This is a genomic window from Achromobacter sp. RT286_PF, assembly GCF_059760425.1.
In genome coordinates this window covers 68,536-84,521 of sequence record NZ_JCBAMR010000004.1, presented here as the reverse complement: position 1 = coordinate 84,521, position 15,986 = coordinate 68,536, and the positions used below count along the sequence as shown (strand labels likewise).

16 protein-coding genes are annotated in these 15,986 nt (G+C 64.5%); 6 read left to right on the top strand and 10 right to left on the bottom strand.

Annotation, left to right across the window (positions count from 1 at the left end; translation table 11 throughout):
* Positions 1-95: 95 nt before the first annotated feature.
* Both gatA and gatC read right to left on the bottom strand, forming a co-directional pair.
* Positions 96-1,622: an Asp-tRNA(Asn)/Glu-tRNA(Gln) amidotransferase subunit GatA gene (gene gatA / locus AC6LJY_RS05565; protein ID WP_498135445.1), complete on the bottom strand. Its 1,527-nt coding sequence runs from the start codon at positions 1,620-1,622 to the stop codon at positions 96-98.
* 3 nt (positions 1,623-1,625) lie between these two features.
* The gene (gatC, locus tag AC6LJY_RS05560; RefSeq protein WP_046803060.1) at positions 1,626-1,934 is read right to left on the bottom strand and encodes an Asp-tRNA(Asn)/Glu-tRNA(Gln) amidotransferase subunit GatC; all 309 of its coding nucleotides are present in this window, start codon (positions 1,932-1,934) and stop codon (positions 1,626-1,628) included.
* Between the two features lie 227 nt (positions 1,935-2,161).
* Between gatC and AC6LJY_RS05555 the strand changes: the two genes are divergently transcribed.
* The 5 genes from AC6LJY_RS05555 to rodA all read left to right on the top strand — a co-directional run bounded on the left by AC6LJY_RS05555 (position 2,162) and on the right by rodA (position 7,798).
* The gene (locus AC6LJY_RS05555; RefSeq protein WP_006216320.1) at positions 2,162-3,205 is read left to right on the top strand and encodes a rod shape-determining protein; all 1,044 of its coding nucleotides are present in this window, start codon (positions 2,162-2,164) and stop codon (positions 3,203-3,205) included.
* An 84-nt stretch (positions 3,206-3,289) separates the two neighbouring features.
* Positions 3,290-4,174: a rod shape-determining protein MreC gene (gene mreC, locus AC6LJY_RS05550; protein WP_039882480.1), complete on the top strand. Its 885-nt coding sequence runs from the start codon at positions 3,290-3,292 to the stop codon at positions 4,172-4,174.
* Positions 4,161-4,721 (top strand): rod shape-determining protein MreD, encoded by a 561-nt coding sequence (gene mreD, locus AC6LJY_RS05545; RefSeq protein WP_006216318.1) that lies wholly within the window; start codon positions 4,161-4,163, stop codon positions 4,719-4,721. Before mreC ends, mreD begins: the two co-directional genes overlap by 14 nt.
* A 15-nt stretch (positions 4,722-4,736) precedes the next feature.
* The gene (gene mrdA / locus AC6LJY_RS05540; protein WP_046803061.1) at positions 4,737-6,665 is read left to right on the top strand and encodes a penicillin-binding protein 2; all 1,929 of its coding nucleotides are present in this window, start codon (positions 4,737-4,739) and stop codon (positions 6,663-6,665) included.
* The gene (gene rodA / locus AC6LJY_RS05535) at positions 6,662-7,798 is read left to right on the top strand and encodes a rod shape-determining protein RodA (protein ID WP_046803062.1); all 1,137 of its coding nucleotides are present in this window, start codon (positions 6,662-6,664) and stop codon (positions 7,796-7,798) included. Before mrdA ends, rodA begins: the two co-directional genes overlap by 4 nt.
* 59 nt (positions 7,799-7,857) lie before the next feature.
* Here the strand turns inward: rodA and AC6LJY_RS05530 are convergent, their stop codons facing one another.
* The 5 genes from AC6LJY_RS05530 to argB all read right to left on the bottom strand — a co-directional run bounded on the left by AC6LJY_RS05530 (position 7,858) and on the right by argB (position 12,920).
* A complete protein-coding gene (locus tag AC6LJY_RS05530) occupies positions 7,858-8,910 on the bottom strand; it encodes an Ldh family oxidoreductase (protein ID WP_498135444.1) in 1,053 nt (350 codons plus the stop codon).
* A 12-nt stretch (positions 8,911-8,922) separates the two neighbouring features.
* On the bottom strand, positions 8,923-10,416 hold the full coding sequence (locus tag AC6LJY_RS05525) for a DASS family sodium-coupled anion symporter (RefSeq protein ID WP_046803064.1): 1,494 nt from the start codon (positions 10,414-10,416) through the stop codon (positions 8,923-8,925).
* Positions 10,417-10,639: 223 nt separating this feature from the next.
* On the bottom strand, positions 10,640-11,215 hold the full coding sequence (slmA, locus tag AC6LJY_RS05520; protein WP_046803065.1) for a nucleoid occlusion factor SlmA: 576 nt from the start codon (positions 11,213-11,215) through the stop codon (positions 10,640-10,642).
* Positions 11,216-11,271: 56 nt separating this feature from the next.
* Positions 11,272-12,018, bottom strand: coding sequence for a pyrimidine 5'-nucleotidase (locus AC6LJY_RS05515; RefSeq protein WP_046803066.1), 747 nt, complete (start codon positions 12,016-12,018; stop codon positions 11,272-11,274).
* Entirely contained in the window at positions 12,018-12,920 is a 903-nt protein-coding gene (argB, locus tag AC6LJY_RS05510) for an acetylglutamate kinase (RefSeq protein ID WP_006216311.1), read from the bottom strand. Before argB ends, AC6LJY_RS05515 begins: the two co-directional genes overlap by 1 nt.
* Before the next feature lie 263 nt (positions 12,921-13,183).
* Here argB and AC6LJY_RS05505 point away from each other — a divergent pair, with 263 nt between their 5' ends.
* Positions 13,184-13,972, top strand: coding sequence for a MetQ/NlpA family ABC transporter substrate-binding protein (locus AC6LJY_RS05505; protein WP_046803067.1), 789 nt, complete (start codon positions 13,184-13,186; stop codon positions 13,970-13,972).
* A gap of 166 nt (positions 13,973-14,138) precedes the next feature.
* Here the strand turns inward: AC6LJY_RS05505 and AC6LJY_RS05500 are convergent, their stop codons facing one another.
* From AC6LJY_RS05500 to AC6LJY_RS05490, 3 genes are read right to left on the bottom strand one after another with little or no spacing between them, the layout of a single operon-like run.
* Entirely contained in the window at positions 14,139-14,633 is a 495-nt protein-coding gene (locus tag AC6LJY_RS05500; RefSeq protein WP_046803068.1) for a peroxiredoxin family protein, read from the bottom strand.
* A complete protein-coding gene (locus AC6LJY_RS05495) occupies positions 14,630-15,373 on the bottom strand; it encodes a BON domain-containing protein (RefSeq protein WP_498135443.1) in 744 nt (247 codons plus the stop codon). Before AC6LJY_RS05495 ends, AC6LJY_RS05500 begins: the two co-directional genes overlap by 4 nt.
* Positions 15,370-15,963, bottom strand: coding sequence for a phosphoheptose isomerase (locus AC6LJY_RS05490; protein ID WP_006216307.1), 594 nt, complete (start codon positions 15,961-15,963; stop codon positions 15,370-15,372). Before AC6LJY_RS05490 ends, AC6LJY_RS05495 begins: the two co-directional genes overlap by 4 nt.
* Positions 15,964-15,986: the final 23 nt, after the last annotated feature.

Genomic DNA, 15,986 nt, shown 5'->3' with positions numbered 1-15,986 from the left:
GTAGAGCCGCGGCTGCGATGCCAGCGGCGCCGGGCCGCCCGAAACGCCGGCGGTCCCCTGGGGGGAGCGCGAACGTTGGGGGCGTGTGGGCATCATCACAGCGGGGACCGCTTGTGCCAGTCCGTCACTTGTTGGTAGCGGTCGGCGATGGCCAGCAGCCTGCCTTCGTCGAAGTAATTGCCGATGATCTGCAAGCCGACGGGCCGCTTGCCGTTGTCGCCGCCAAAGCCGCACGGGATCGACATGGCGGGCAAGCCGGCCAGGCTCACGCCCAGCGTGTAGACGTCGGCCAGCCAGTCGGCGGTGGGGTCATCGCGGTTGTCGCCGATGTTCTTGGCGACCGACGGCGTGACCGGGCCCATGATGACGTCGCACTGGCCGGCGTAGGCGCGCTGGAAATCCTGCGCGATCAGGCGGCGCAGGCGTTGCGCTTGCAGGTAGTAGGCGTCGTAGTAACCGTGGGACAGCACATACGTGCCGATCAGGATGCGGCGCTTGACCTCGTCGCCGAAGCCTTCGGCGCGCGAGCGGCTGATCATCTCGTTCAGGTCGCCGTACTGCTCGGTGCGGTGGCCGTAACGCACGCCGTCGTAGCGCGCCAGGTTGCTGGACGCTTCCGCCGGGGCGATGACGTAGTAGGCGGGGATGGCCAGTTCCGTGCGCGGCAGCGACACGGGCACGCGCACGGCGCCCAGCGCTTCGAACTGCGCCAGCGCGGCTTCCACCGCGGCGGCCACGTCGGCCGCAAGGCCCGCACCGAAATACTCTTCGGGCACGCCAATGCGCAAGCCCTTCAGGGGCTGGCTGCCGGCGCCGTCGAACGCGGCTTGCGCGGCGTCGAAGTCGCGGCGCACGCGGCCGGGTTCATTGACGGCGCCATCGCATTTTTCCAGGCTGGTGGCATCGCGCGGATCGAAGCCGCTGATGACGTCCAGCAGCTCAAGCAGGTCGCGGCTGCTTTGCGCCAGCGGGCCGGCCTGATCCAGGCTGGAGCCGAACGCCACCATGCCATAGCGCGACACGGTGCCATACGTGGGCTTGATGCCGCTGACGCCGCACAGCGCGGCGGGCTGGCGCACCGAACCGCCGGTGTCGGTGCCGGTGGTGGCCGCCACCAGTCGGGCGGCGACCGCGGCGGCCGAACCGCCGGACGAACCGCCCGGCACGGCCGCGTGGTCCCAGGGATTTTTCACCACGCCGTAGGCCGAGTTCTCGTTGCCGGAACCCATGGCGAATTCGTCGCAGTTGAGCTTGCCGATGGACACGGCGCCCGCCGTACCCAGGCGTTCGACCACGGTGGCGTCAAACGGGCTGATGTAGCCGTCCAGCATCTTGCTGCCGGCGGTGGTGCGCCAGCCACGGGTCACGAACGCGTCTTTGTGGGCGATGGGCACGCCGGCCAAGGGGCCGGCCGAACCCGCGGCCAATGCGGCGTCGGCGGCGCGCGCCTGGGCCAGCGTCAATTCAGCGTCAATATGTAAAAAGCAATTCAGGCCGCTGGCTGCATCGGCGGCCGCCAAGGCACTTTGCGCCAGTTCGACGGCGCTGACCTGGCGTTGGGCGAGGGCCGCGCGCAAGGCGGCGATCCCCTCGAATTGGGTATGCAAGGCGGGTTTTGTCATGGCTTAATCGAGGACTTTGGGGACCAGGAACAAGCCTTCCTGGGCGTCGGGGGCGTTGGCCAGCAGCGCCTCGCGGCGTGTTTCCGAGCTGGCCTCGGTCACGGCGTCTTCACGCAGGCGCAGCACGATGTCCTCATGGGCGGACAGGGGGTGGGCCAGCGGTTCGACGCCTTGGGTGTCGACGGACTGAAGCCGTTCGATCAAGTGGAGAATGCCGTTGAGTTCGGCCTGCGCAAGGGTGCGCTGGTCGGGAGTCAGTTCGATTCTGGCCAGCCGGGCAATGCGGGCCACATCTGTGTCATTGAGCGCCATAGGGATTGCAAAATCGATAAGCGAAGGCCGAAGGGCGGGACCGGGCAGTATGTATGCGCCGATCCCGTTACAAAGCTTGAATAGCCTGCATTTATGCGCTATTTCCGGTGAAATTATAAGTTATGATTCACGGTTTAATCGCCGTGATGACAGGCGGACCCGACCTTTTTCGGGCCAAACGCCCCATGGCATGAACCCAATTCCCCCCAGAATTTAGCTGAGCTCCCATGTTCGGATTCCTGCGCAGTTATTTTTCCAGCGATATGGCGATTGACCTCGGTACCGCCAATACGCTGATTTACGTCCGCGGCAAGGGCATCGTGCTCGATGAGCCCTCCGTGGTCGCAATCCGTCATGAAGGCGGGCCTCACGGCAAAAAGATCATCCAGGCCGTCGGCCACGAAGCCAAGCAGATGCTCGGCCGAGTTCCCGGCAATATTGAGGCCATCCGGCCCATGAAGGACGGCGTTATCGCCGACTTCACGGTCACCGAACAGATGCTCAAACAGTTTATTCGCATGGTGCACCCCCGCAACATGCTGGCTCCCAGCCCGCGGATCATCGTCTGCGTGCCTTGCGGTTCCACCCAAGTCGAACGTCGCGCCATCCGTGAATCGGCGTTGGGCGCGGGCGCCTCGCACGTCTTCCTGATCGAAGAACCCATGGCCGCGGCTATCGGCGCCGGCCTGGCCGTGTCCGACGCCAGCGGCTCCATGGTCGTCGACATCGGCGGCGGCACCACCGAGGTGGCAGTCATCTCGCTGGGCGGCATGGTCTACAAGGGTTCGGTGCGCGTGGGCGGCGACAAGTTCGACGAAGCCATCGTCAACTACATCCGCCGCAACTACGGCATGCTGATCGGCGAACCCACCGCTGAACTGATCAAGAAGGAAATCGGCTCGGCATTCCCGGGTTCCGAAGTCCGCGAAATCGAAGTCAAGGGCCGCAATCTGGCCGAAGGTGTGCCGCGCAGCTTCACGGTCTCGTCCAACGAGATCCTGGAATCGCTGACCGACCCGCTGAACCAGATCGTGTCCGCGGTGAAAATCGCGCTTGAGCAGACCCCGCCGGAACTGGGCGCCGACATCACCGACAAGGGCATCGCCCTGACCGGTGGCGGCGCGCTGTTGCGCGACCTGGATCGCCTGCTCCAGGAAGAAACCGGCTTGCCCGTCGTGGTGGCCGATGATCCCCTGACCTGCGTCGTGCGCGGTTGCGGCGAAGCGCTGGAACACCTTGAGAAACTGGGCGCCATCTTCATCAACGATTAATACCGCCCGCCAGCCCGGAGCCCCGCTTTTTTTCGGCTCCGGCCGCTGCGGGGGCTTCGGACGCGGGCGCCCGGGCTGAGATTCATGCAACGACAAGGGACCCCCCCTTTATTCAGGCGCGGCCCACCCGCGGAGGTGCGGCTGGTCGTTCTGGTCGTCCTGGCGTTGGCCCTGATCATCATCGATTCGCAATGGCGCATGCTTGAACCGGCGCGCCGTACGATCGCCGTGGCGCTTTACCCCTTCCAGCGCGCCGTCATGGCGCCGCGTGACCTGGTGCAACAGGTCAACGAATGGGTCAACGCGGCCAATCTTATCCGCAGTGAAAACGAAGCCTTGCAGCGCCAGCGCATCGAGCTGGCCCAGGTGGCGTCGCACGCCGCCCAGCTGGCGGCCGAAAACGCCCAGCTGCGCCGCCTGCTTGGCGTGACCGATACCGTGGCGCAATCGGCCGTGGTGGTCGAAGTCATGTACGAACCCACCAATGCCTTCACGCAGCGGCTGGTGTTCAACAAGGGCAGCAAGGCCGGCCTGGCGCCGGGCATGCCGGTGATCGACGAAGGCGGCGTGGTCGGCCAGATCGTGCGCGTGACGCCGATGACGGCCGAGGCCGCGTTGGTCACCGACGAGCAGGTGTCGATCCCCGTGCAACTGCTGCGCAACGGCTTGCGGCTGATTGCATTCGGCGGCAATTCTCCCGGCAAGATGGAAGTTCGTTACCTTGCCGCCAATGCCGACATCAAGGAAGGCGATACTATCGTCACCAGCGGCGTGGGCGGCCTGTTCCCCGCCGGACTACCCGTGGCCAAAGTGACCTCGGTCGAACGCGACACCGCCTCCGGTTTCGCTCGAGCCGTGTGTGAGCCGCTGGCCCATCCCGAACGCTATCGCCACTTCCTGGTCTTGCAGGTGGATGTGGCGCGCGCCGAGTCCAACCGTCAGGAGGTCGATTCCGGTGGATCGGACTAATTCTTCGCAACCCAGGCGCCGCCTGGGTACGCCCAGCAACGTGCACCCCGACCGGCTGTCCGGTCCCGCGCACGGTGTGTTTGTGTGGGGCACGGTGCTGCTGGTGTGGCTGGTGTCGTTGCTGCCCTGGCGCCTGTGGCAGGGCGCGCCGGACGTGCTGCTGCTGATCATCGCTTTCTGGTGCGTGCATGAGCCGCGCCGCGTCGGCCTGTTCACGGCGTTTTTCTTCGGCTTGCTGATGGACGTGCACGACGCCGGCATGCTGGGCGAACACGCGTTGTCCTACACCCTGGTCGCCTATGGCGCCGTGGTGCTGCATCGCCGCCTGCAACGGTTCGACCTCTGGAGCCAGGCGATGCACATGCTGCCTGTGTTCTTCGTGGCGCGTTTCCTGACGCAGATCATCCATGCCTGGGTCGCGGGCAAGTGGCCGGGTTGGGATTGGTGCATCAGCGTGGCCATCACGGCCGCCCTGTGGCCGTTGGCGGGTTGGGTTTTGCACCTGCCGCAGCGCGGTGCCGACGACGCCGAATCTTCCTCCGCCTGATGGCGGCGTCGCGTCATGTTTGAATTCAAGAAAACCGGCCAGCAGCAAAAGCAGCGCTTCCGCCTGCGCGCGTGGGTGGGCGGCGTGTTTGCGCTGCTGTGCTTTGGCGTGCTGGTGGGCCGGTTCTGGTATTTGCAGGTGGATCGCTACGAAGGTCTGTCCGAACGCGCCGATCGCAACCGTATCGCCGTGGTGCCGATTCCGCCGCGGCGCGGCGAGATCCTGGACCGCAACGGCGAAGTGCTGGCGCGCAACTACCGCACCTACACACTGGAAGTCGTGCCGGCCCACGCGGGCAACATGAACGAATTGTTCGAACGGCTGACCGAAGTGGTCTACATCAGCCCGACCGACCAGCGCCGCTTCAAGCGCCGCGCCGCCGAGTCCAGCCGCTACGCCAGCCTGCAATTGCGCAACAACCTGAACGAAACGGAAGCCGCGTGGTTCGCCGCGCACGCCTTCCAGTTTCCGGGCGTCGAGCTGCGCGCGCGCTGGGTGCGCGAATATCCGCAAGGCGTGTCGGCCGCGCACGTGGTGGGCTACATCGGCCGCATTGCCGAAGGCGACAACGAAGAGCTGGAACGCGCCGGGCAACTGGGCAACTATCGCGGCACCGATGTCATCGGCAAGAAGGGCATCGAGAAAACCTGGGAAGAGCAGCTGCATGGCCGCACCGGGCTTGAAGAAGTCGAAGTGACGGCGGGCGGGCGGCCCATGCGCACACTGCGGCGCATCGACCCGGTGCCCGGGTCCGACATCATGCTGTCCATCGACCTGGGCCTGCAAAAGGTGGCCGAGGAAGCGTTCGAAGGGCAGCGCGGCGCGCTGGTGGCCATCGACCCCGACACGGGCGAAGTGCTGGCCTTTGTGTCGCAGCCCTCGTTTGACCCGAACCTGTTCGTGGACGGCATCGACGTCGACAACTGGCGTATGCTGAACGAATCGCCCGACCACCCGCTGATCAACCGCCCGCTTTACGGCACCTACCCCATCGGGTCGACCTACAAGCCCTTCGTGGCCCTGGCCGCACTGGAACTGGGCAAGCGCCGCGCCACGGACCGCATCTCGGACCCTGGCTACTACGAATTCGGCGGACAGAAATTCCGCAACGCGGGGGGCGCGGCCTACGGCATGACCGACATGCACAAGGCCATCGTGGTGTCGTCCGACACGTATTTCTATTCGCTGGGCCCCGAGATCGGCGTGAACGCGCTGCACGACTTCACCAAGCAGTTCGGCTTTGGCCAGATCACCGGCATCGACCTGGAAGGCGAAAAACGCGGCGTGCTGCCGTCCACCGACTGGAAGCGCGCGGCCTACAAAGACAAGGACCGCCAGCGCTGGTACGCGGGCGAAACCATTTCGGTTGCCGTGGGCCAGGGCTACAACGCGTTCACCTTGCTGCAACTGGCGCAGGGTACGTCCACCTTGGCCAACAACGGGTTGTTCCGTCGCCCGCACCTGGTGCACGCCGTGCGCGACCCGCGCAGCGGTGTGGCCAAACCCACCGAGTCCACGCCCGACTACCGCATTCCGCTCAAGCAGGCCAATGTGGATGTCATCAAGAATGCCATGGCGGACGTGGTGCGGGCGGGCACCGCGCGCCGCGCGTTTGCCAATGCGCCATACCAAGCGGCCGGCAAGACGGGCACCGCGCAGGTGTTCAGCCTGCGTGGCGGCCATTACCGCGCCAGTGCCATCGACGAACGCCTGCGCGATCACGCGCTGTTCATGGGCTTCGCCCCACTGGAACACCCGCGCATCGCCCTGTCGCTGATCGTCGAGAACGCCGGCTGGGGCGCCAGCGTGGCCGCGCCCGTCGCGCGCAAGGTGTTCGATTATTGGCTGGCCAAGGACCGCCAGGACAAGATCGTGCGCCCGGAACGCGCCGACCCCCTGGCCTCGGTCGAAACCATTACCTCTGACGTGGTGCGCCAACAATGAAGCGCCTGGGCCTTATCCTGCTACGCGTCTTCACGGCGTTCGACTGGCCGCTGCTGGCCATCCTGATGATGTTCGCGGCGCTGGGCCTGACCGTCATGCATTCCGCCGTGGGCGGCACGGACTGGCGGTTCGCCGAACAGTCCCGCAACTTCATCATTGCGTTCTTCGCCATGTGGATCATGGCGCTGATTCCCCCCAAGTGGCTGATGAAGCTGGCGCTGCCCTTCTACGTCGTGGGCGTGGTGCTGCTGCTGGGCGTGGAGTTCTTTGGTGAAACCAGCAAGGGCGCGACCCGCTGGCTGAACCTGGGCGTGACCCGCATCCAGCCGTCCGAGATGATGAAGATTGCGGTGCCGATGATGCTGGCCTGGTATTTCCAGCGCCATGAAGGCGCCGTGCGCATCCGCGACTTTCTGGCCGCCGCCGCGATGCTGGCCGCGCCTTTCGCGTTGATCGTGCTGCAACCCGACCTGGGCACGGCGCTGCTGGTGTTTGGCGCCGGTTTCTTCGTGATCTATTTCGCGGGGCTGTCGTTCAAGCTGCTGGTGCCGGTGATGCTGGCCGGCATCATCGCCATTGGCACGCTGGTGTATTACGAAGACCAGTTGTGCGAGCCGGACGTAAGCTGGGTGGTGCTGCACGATTATCAAAAGCACCGCGTCTGCACGCTGCTCAATCCCAGCTCGGACCCCTTGGGCAAGGGCTTTCACACCATTCAGTCCATGATCGCGGTGGGCTCGGGCGGCGTGTATGGCAAGGGCTACATGAAGGGCACGCAGACCCACCTGGACTTCATTCCCGAGCGCACCACCGACTTCATCTTCGCCGTCTACGCCGAGGAATTCGGCCTGTACGGCGGCATCGCCATCCTGGTGCTGTACGGCCTGATGATGGCGCGCGGGCTGACCATCGCGTCCCGCGCGGCCTCGCAGTTCGGGCGGCTGCTGTCAGGCGCGCTGACGATGATGCTGTTTATCTATGTGTTCGTGAACGTCGGAATGGTCACGGGTATCTTGCCCGTGGTGGGTGTGCCCCTGCCGTTCATGAGTTACGGCGGGACGGCGTTGTTCACCATGGGCATCGCTTTCGGCATCATGATGAGCATCAGCCGCCACCGCTCCGTAAAAGCCTGACGCCCCGATAGCGGGGCGTCAGAGGCGCGGTCGTGCTTGCGGCAACGCGCCTGTCCCGTTCAGCCAGGCAATGCGTCCGGCACACCCAGTTCAATGGCCAGCGTCGTCAGCCCGTCCCAGATGCGGCTGTCGAACTCGATTGAATCCGCATTGACAGCGCGGTTGCGGGCTTCGTACTCGCCCGGATACTGCACGCTTTCCACGCCGGGTTGCGGCTTGCAGGCGTGCAGGTAGTCGATGAACGCGCCGACTTCCATCGACCGCCAATCCGTATTGAAATCCACCTGCGGGTCCAGCAGTAGCGCAAACATATTGTTCGTCGCCACGCCAATGCGCGGGTGCTGCGGCTGGATCGTGCCGCCGCCGGACAACACGCCCGCCAGCAACTCGGCCACCAGGCCCAGCGCATAACCCTTGTGGCCGCCAAAGGGCAGCAGGGCGCCCGGCGGGTCGGCGAACAGCGCATTGGGGTCCGTCGTGGGGTTGCCCTGGGCATCGATCAACGACCCCGGCGGGGCCTTTTCGCCCTTGGCCGCCAGCACGCGCGCCCGGTTCACGGCGATTGAACTGGTCGCCATGTCCACGATGAACGGCGGCCGGCCACCGGGTAGCGGCCCGGCAAAGCACAGCGGATTGGTCGTCAGGCACGCCTGCGCGCCGCCGAACGGCGCCACGGTGGGCGAGCGGTTGATCACGTTGGTGAAGGCCAGCAGGATCAAGCCCTTGGCCGCAACCATTTCCCCAAAGTGGCCCATGCGGCCCAGGTGGTGGCTGTGGCGTAGCGTCACGATGCACTGCCCGTGTTCCTGCGTGCGTTCGATGGCCTTTTCGATGACGGCCTTGCCCACGTACTGGCCCAGGCCGTGGTGGCCGTCGTAGGCCAGCATGGCGCCACGGTCATTGATCAGTTCAGGCCGGCCGTCTGCCTGCGCCAGCCCTTCGGACAGGACGCGGCGGTAGTTCGTCAGGATGGACAGGCCGTGGCTGGTGTAGCCGACGCGGTCGGACTCCACCAGGTGTTCGGCCACGTCGCGCGCGATATCTTCCGGCACGCCTTGCGCCATCAGTACGCGGCGGCCGTATTCGTTGGCTTGGGCTAAAGAGAGTTTCATGATGCGTTCTCCTTACAGCCAGCCGAGCCAGCGCCAGTAGGTCATGCCCATCAGCAGCATCAGCAGGTAACCCACGATGGTGACGATGATGCCGACCTTGGCGAACTGCTTGGCGTTGAAGGTTTCCGTACCCAGGCACACCATGTTTTGCGGCGCGTTGATCGGCAGGATGAAGCCATAGCTGACGACAAAGCCCAGCAGCATGGTCATGCCCAGCCGGCTGAATTCGCCGGGCAGCGTGGCCAGCACCGAGATCAGGATGGGCAGCATGGCCGACGTCAGCGCGGTGGCGCTGGCAAAGCCCAGGTGGATGACGATCAGGAACGCGGCCAGCACGGCGAAGATGGCCAGCGGACCCAGGTGATCCAGCCCGGTGTGCGCCACGACCTGGTTGCCCAGCCATTGGCCGGCTTGCGTCGTCAACAGGGCGGTGCCCAGGCTGATGCCCACGCCGAACACAATCACGGTGCCCCATGGGATACGCGACTGCACGTCCTTCCATGTCATCACGCCAAAGCGCGGCAGCATCAAGAGAACCAGGCCGAAGTAGGTGGTCGACGTGGTGTCGAACTTGTGCAGCTTGCCTTCGGTCGACCAGAACAGCAGCAGCATGATCGACACGGCCATCAGGCGCTTTTGCGCGCCGGTCATCGGGCCCAGTTCAATCAGCGACTTTTCGACGGCTTCCTTGCCCCCGGCGATGCTGTCGCTTTCCGGCGGCAGCAGCTTGAGCACCACCACGATCAGCACGGCCGACATGATCAGCGACCACGGTGCGCCCGCGATCAGCCAGTCCGACCACGCCACGCGTTCGCCCAGCATCTTTTCCATGAAGCCGACCGTCAGCAGGTTTTGCGCGGCGGCGGTCTGGATGCCCACGTTCCAGATGCTGGTGGCCTGCGCCACGATGATCATGATGCCGGCGGCGATGTTGGACCGCTTGTCCACGCCGAACGCGGCGATGACGCCCATCATGATCGGCACCACGGCGGCGCTGCGCGCGGTGGCGCTGGGCACCACCAGGCTCAGCACGATCGTCACGGCGATACATCCGATCAGGATGCGGCGCGTGCTGGTGCCCACCCTCGACAGCGTGACCAGCGCAATGCGCCGGTCCAGCCCGGTGAAGGTCATGGCGGCGGCAATGAACAGGGCGCCGGTCACCAGCGCCAGCGCCGAGTTCGCGAAGCCCGTCAGCGCCATGCTGATGGCGGCCGAGGTGCCGTACAGCACGTTCGGGTCTTTGATTGTCGGAGCCGTGCCCAACAGGAAAGCCATCAGCGTCGTGATCATGATCGCGCTGGCTTCGTAAGACACGGCTTCGGTAATCCAGACCACCACGGCGAATGCCAGGATTGCCAGCATGCGGTGTCCCGCGACCGGCAGGTCGGCGGGCAGGGGCATCAGCAACACCCCGATCATCACCACGAAACCGGCGATTAGTCCGATGGGAATTTTTGCTTTTTGGGGTGCCTGTGAGGCAGGGACGGCGGCTGGCGCGGTCATATCCATCTCCGGTTGAGGTCAAACCGTCGACACACTCCCCGCGAGCACGGGTTTGTTCAATTCGATGTGTCGACGCTACAGGACGATCGTGACGGCATTGAGGAAAACCCGCATTGATATGGATCAAGCCGATGAAGATTTCGGCTTGAGAAAACCCACCTGGCGCATTATGCTCGCGCGCCCTGTTGCGCCGCAAGCACGGTGCGGCCGACCAAGCCGGCAATCAACCCAGCGCCAGCCGCAGTTGTTCGTCCAGATGCAGCGTGGGCGCCACCCGCCAACCGCTCTGGGCGTAGCGCAGCCAGCGGCCCAGCACCAGATGCGTCAGCAGGCTGGCGTGCGCTGCTACGTTGGCGTCCGCGGGCAGCCCGCCGTCGGTGATCGCGATGCGCAGCGACTGCTTCAGCGACGTTTCGATGCGGTCATTGATATGGTTGATGCGCTCTTGCAGCCGGTTGTCTTCCGTGACCAGCGCGTCGCCGGTCAGCACCCGCGTCATGCCCTTGTTGCGTTCGGAGAACGTCAGCAGCATGGCAACGGTCTTGTGCGCCTGGGGCACGCCGTAGGGTTCCACGGTGGCAATCTGGTTGACCAGCGTGAAGATGCTGGTCTCGATGAATTCGATCAGCCCTTCGAACATCTGCGCCTTGCTGGCAAAGTGCCGGTACAAGGCGGCCTCGGACACTTGCAGACGCGCGGCCAGCGCAGCCGTGGTGATGCGGGAAGCGTGCGGCTGCTCCAGCATTTCGGCCAGGGTCTGCAGAATCTGGGTCTTGCGCTCGCCGGGTTTGCTCGCCATGGAAGGGACTGCTCTCGCGCAGGCTTGACGGTGAAGGGGGAGGGAGGAGCGCGCCGCTATCCCCGCAGGGGACGCCGGCGTAACAACAAATCACTGACGGAGTTTACCCGCAAGTCGACATAGGGCGGACGATGCGAACGACCGCGCGAGAAGGGCGTGCCAGGGTGATACACGTGCACGGTGCGCACGCCGACGCGGCGCGCGCCGCGCAGGTTGGCCAGCGTGTCTTCGACCAGCACGGCACGGTGGGCGGGTACGCCTTCGCGGGCCAGCACATAACGTAGCAGCGCTGGCGACGGCTTGGGGCGGAATTCGCCATGCAGCCGCATATGTTCAATGGCCCACAGGCTGTCGAACTGCCGCAGGATGCCCAGGCGTTGCAGTACGGAGCGGGCGTAGCGCAGCGGCGCGTTGGTCAGCAGCACCTTACGGCCGGGCAGCTGGCGCAGCTTGTAGGCCAGCGCCTTTTCGCCGCGCACCAGCGGGTTGACGTCAAAGTCGTGGCTGCGGTGCAGGAAGTCGTGCGGGTTGACGCCGTGGTGGCGGACCATGCCGATCATCGTGGCGCCGTAACGCTGCCAATACTTGCGGCGCAAGTCGTTGGCAGTGTCGACGTCCACGTTCAGCGCCTCGGCCACCGCCATGGTCATGCCCAGATCGATCTTCGGGAAGATGGCGTGCGAGGTGTCGTGAAGCGTGTTGTCCAGGTCAAACAGCCACAGGCGTTCGGAAACGCCCGTGGCCATGCGGCGCGAGCGGCGCATACGCACCGCCGGCCGTAACAGCAGACGTTGAGCTCGCATCAATGCGAGCTGATCATCGTGCCCACGCCTTGGTCGGTCAGGATTTCAAGCAGCAGGCAGTGCGGCACGCGGCCGTCGACGATGTGAACGGAATTCACGCCGTTCTTGGCGGCATCCAGCGCCGACGATATCTTGGGCAGCATGCCGCCCGAGATGGTGCCGTCGGCGAAGAGTTCGTCGATGGTCTGGGCCGACAGGCTGCGCAGCAGCTTGCCCGCCTTGTCCAGCACGCCCGGGGTGTTGGTCAGCATCAACAGCTTTTCGGCGCCCAGCACTTCGGCCATCTTGCCGGCGACGACGTCGGCGTTGATGTTGTAGGCGGTGCCGTCTTCGCCATAGCCGATGGGCGAGATCACGGGAATGAACTGGTCGTCTTGCAGGGCCTTGACCACGGCGGGCTCAACCAGCGTGATGTCGCCCACGAAGCCGATGTCGATGGGTTCGGCGGGGTTGTCCTTGTTGGCCATCAGCTTTTTCTGAGCCTGGATCAAGCCACCGTCCTTGCCGGTCAGGCCCACGGCCTTGCCGCCGACCTCGTTGATCATCATGACGATGTCTTGCTGGACCTGGCCGCCCAGCACCCATTCGACCACTTCCATGGTCTCGGCATCGGTCACGCGCATGCCCTGGATGAAGGTGCCCTGCTTGCCGATGCGGCGCAGCGCGTCGTCGATCTGCGGACCGCCGCCGTGCACCACCACCGGGTTCAGACCCACCAGCTTGAGCAGCACGACATCGTGCGCGAAGCTGCGCTGCAAGCGCTCTTCCGTCATGGCGTTGCCGCCGTACTTGACCACGATGGTCTTGCCGTGGAATCGTCGGATATACGGCAGTGCTTCAGACAGCACAGCGGCTTTGACAGCGGGGGACGAAACGGCAGCAGGGTCGGGGGTGTCGGTCATGGCAGCTAAGTCGGCAAATATGTATGAGTGGTTAGAAAAAATGCCTGCACAACATCGCGTTCGAAACGCGGTAGCGCAAGCATACGACGGATTGTAGTACCCACGCGTTTCATATGCCTAAAACCCATGTCCATATGCCCGACAAATAACCGGCATTCAGGTAAATTGGGGCGTTTTCGAGACGCGAGGCCCCCGCAAAAGGGGGGCAAATCCGCACCGGTCGGGGTATCGGCCCCCATTTCTATTCAAAAAAGAGGCAAGCCATGCGTTTGAACTTCGTCCGCGCCGCCCTGGCGGCATCGGCCTTCCTGGTGGCGGCCAACGCCGCCCATGCAGAAAAAGTGGTGGTGGGCGCCACGCAGGTCCCGCACGCCGAGATCCTGGAAGTGGTGAAGCCGCAGTTGGCCAAGCAGGGCGTCGAGCTGGACATCAAGGTGTTCAGCGATTACGTGCAACCCAACCTGCAATTGGTGGACAAGCAGCTGGACGCCAATTTCTTCCAGCACAAGCCGTATCTGGACACGTTTAACAAAGACCGCAAGGCCACGCTCGTGCCGGTCGCGCTGGTGCACGTCGAGCCCTTCGGCGGCTACTCCAAGAAAATCAAGAGCCTGGCCGACCTCAAGGACGGCGCCACCGTCGCCATCCCGAACGATCCGTCCAATGGCGGGCGTGCGCTGGTGCTGCTGCAAAAGCAGGGCATCATCAAGCTGAAGGACGCGTCCAACATCCTGGCGACGGCCGCCGACGTGGTCGACAACCCCAAGAAGCTGAAATTCCGCGAACTTGAAGCCGCCATGCTGCCGCGTTCGCTGGACGACGTGGACCTGGCGCTGATCAACACCAACTACGCGCTGGAAGCCGGCCTGGTGCCCACGAAGGACGCGCTGTTCATCGAAGGCGCCGATTCGCCTTACGCCAACATTCTGGTCACCCGTTCCGACAACAAGGACGCGCCGGGAATCAAGAAGCTGGTCGACGCGCTGCACTCGGCGGACGTGAAGAAATTCATCCAGGAAAAGTACAAGGGCGCGGTCATTCCGGCGTTCTAAGCCTGAGAGGCGGCTCCTGGTTCTGTTGCAGGTTCCAGGTTTGCCGGCCGAGCGAATGGGCTCGGCTGGCCGCAAGCAAGCCACCGCCAATGAAACCCCGCCAATAAAAAACCGCCCTCGTGGGCGGTTTTTTATTCAAGCCGGGGAAGGCCGCAGAGCCGGGCGATCAGCCCGCCGCCAGCGCCTTTTCCACGGTGGCGTGGAACTCAGCCACATCGTATTCGCCCAGATAGCGCTTGATGATGTGCCCCTGCTTGTCGATCAGGAACGCCGTGGGCGTCAGGCGGATGTCGCCAAAGGCGCGCGCGATGTCGCCCTTGGTGTCCAGCGCCACCGGGAACGGCAGCTTGCGCTGGTCCGCGAAGTTCAAGACGAAATTGGGCGGATCGTAGTTCATGGCGACCGCGATGGCCTCGTAGCCCTTGGCGGCGTATTCCTTATAGGCGGCGATGGTTTCCGGCATCTGCTTCACGCAGGTGACGCAGCTGGTCGCCCAGAACTTGACCAGCACGACCTTGCCGCGCAAGTCCTGCATCGAGAAGGTTTTGCCTTCCAGCGTGGTGAACGAGACGTCGGGGGCGGTCTGGGCAGGGCGCCAGACGAACCAGGCGCCGATACCAACCGCCACCAGGACGGCGAGGGCTACGATGGCTTTTTTCATTTGATAGGCATGGCTTCAACGCCATTGCTAGTGCCGGCCGCGTTGTTGTCGCTGGGTGCTGCGCCGGCGCCGCTTTGGATAGGCGCTTTGGTTTCTGTGGAGGCGTCCCGGGTGCTGCTGTTGGACAGCCGGATGGCTTCTTCGCGGCTGATGGTCTCGAACAGTTTAACCACCTTGGCCACGCCGCCCACATCCGCCGTGGCGTTGGCGGCGTATTCGCCTTCGGCCTGGGTGACCTTGCCCATCAGGTAGACGACGCTGTGGTCGGTGGTCAGGGCGATGGTGCCCGACGGCACGTACTTGGTGTTGATCAGCGCGGTCTTGACCTTGGAGGTCAGCCACGTGTCGTTCGAACGCGTGCCAAACGAGGCGATGGGGCCGACGTTCAGCTGGTTGATGACCTGTTTGACGTTCTCGATGCCCTGGGCGATGGTGGTCGCTTCGGCTTTGGCCTGCTCGGTGGGCACATCGCCCGTCAGCAACAGGTGGCCGCCATAGGCCATGGCATTGACGCGGGCGGTGTCGCCCAGCTTTTGCGAGATCTGGCTTTGCGCCTTGAAGGCCATGTTCTGGTCTTCAAGCTGGATACCGGAAGTGCGGCGGTCCGTGACCACGACCGCCGTGGTGGCGGCCGCGCCGCCTACGATCAGCGGCGCGCAGGCCGTCAGCGAGAGCGCCGCGGTGTACAGCGCCGCGGCGAGCATCAGGGGGCGAACCGCGGTTCTGACGTCAGAAATCATTCGGTGTCTCCAAGCAAAAGAGCGTCAATGCCGTCGCACAGTGCGTGCAGCAGCAGAATATGGACTTCCTGGATCCGCATGGTGCGGTCGCTGGGAACACATAGATGGACGTCCATCGGCGTGATGAGTTCCCCCATGACGCCGCCGCCCTTGCCGGTCAGGGCCAGCACGTGCATTTCGCGCGAGCTGGCGGCTTCCATGGCGCGCACGACGTTGGGCGAATTGCCGCTGGTGGAAATCGCGACCAGCACGTCGCCGGCCTGGCCGAACGCGTTGACCTGGCGTTCGTAGATCTCGTCAAAGCCGTAGTCGTTGCCGACGGCGGTGAGGATCGAGGTGTCGGTATTGAGCGCGATGCCGGCCAGTGGCAGGCGTTCGCGTTCGAAGCGGCCCACCAGTTCGGCGATGAAATGCTGCGCGTCGGCTGCCGAGCCGCCGTTGCCGCAAGCCAGAATCTTGCCGTTGTTCGCCAGGGCGCCGAACAGCACGTCGACCGCCACTGCCAGCGGTTCCGCCAGGACGTTCATACTTTGTTCGCACGCAGCCATGGCGTCGCGAAAGTGCGACGTCATACGAGAGGTCATATCCATGGGCGCGATTATCTCACGCGGCA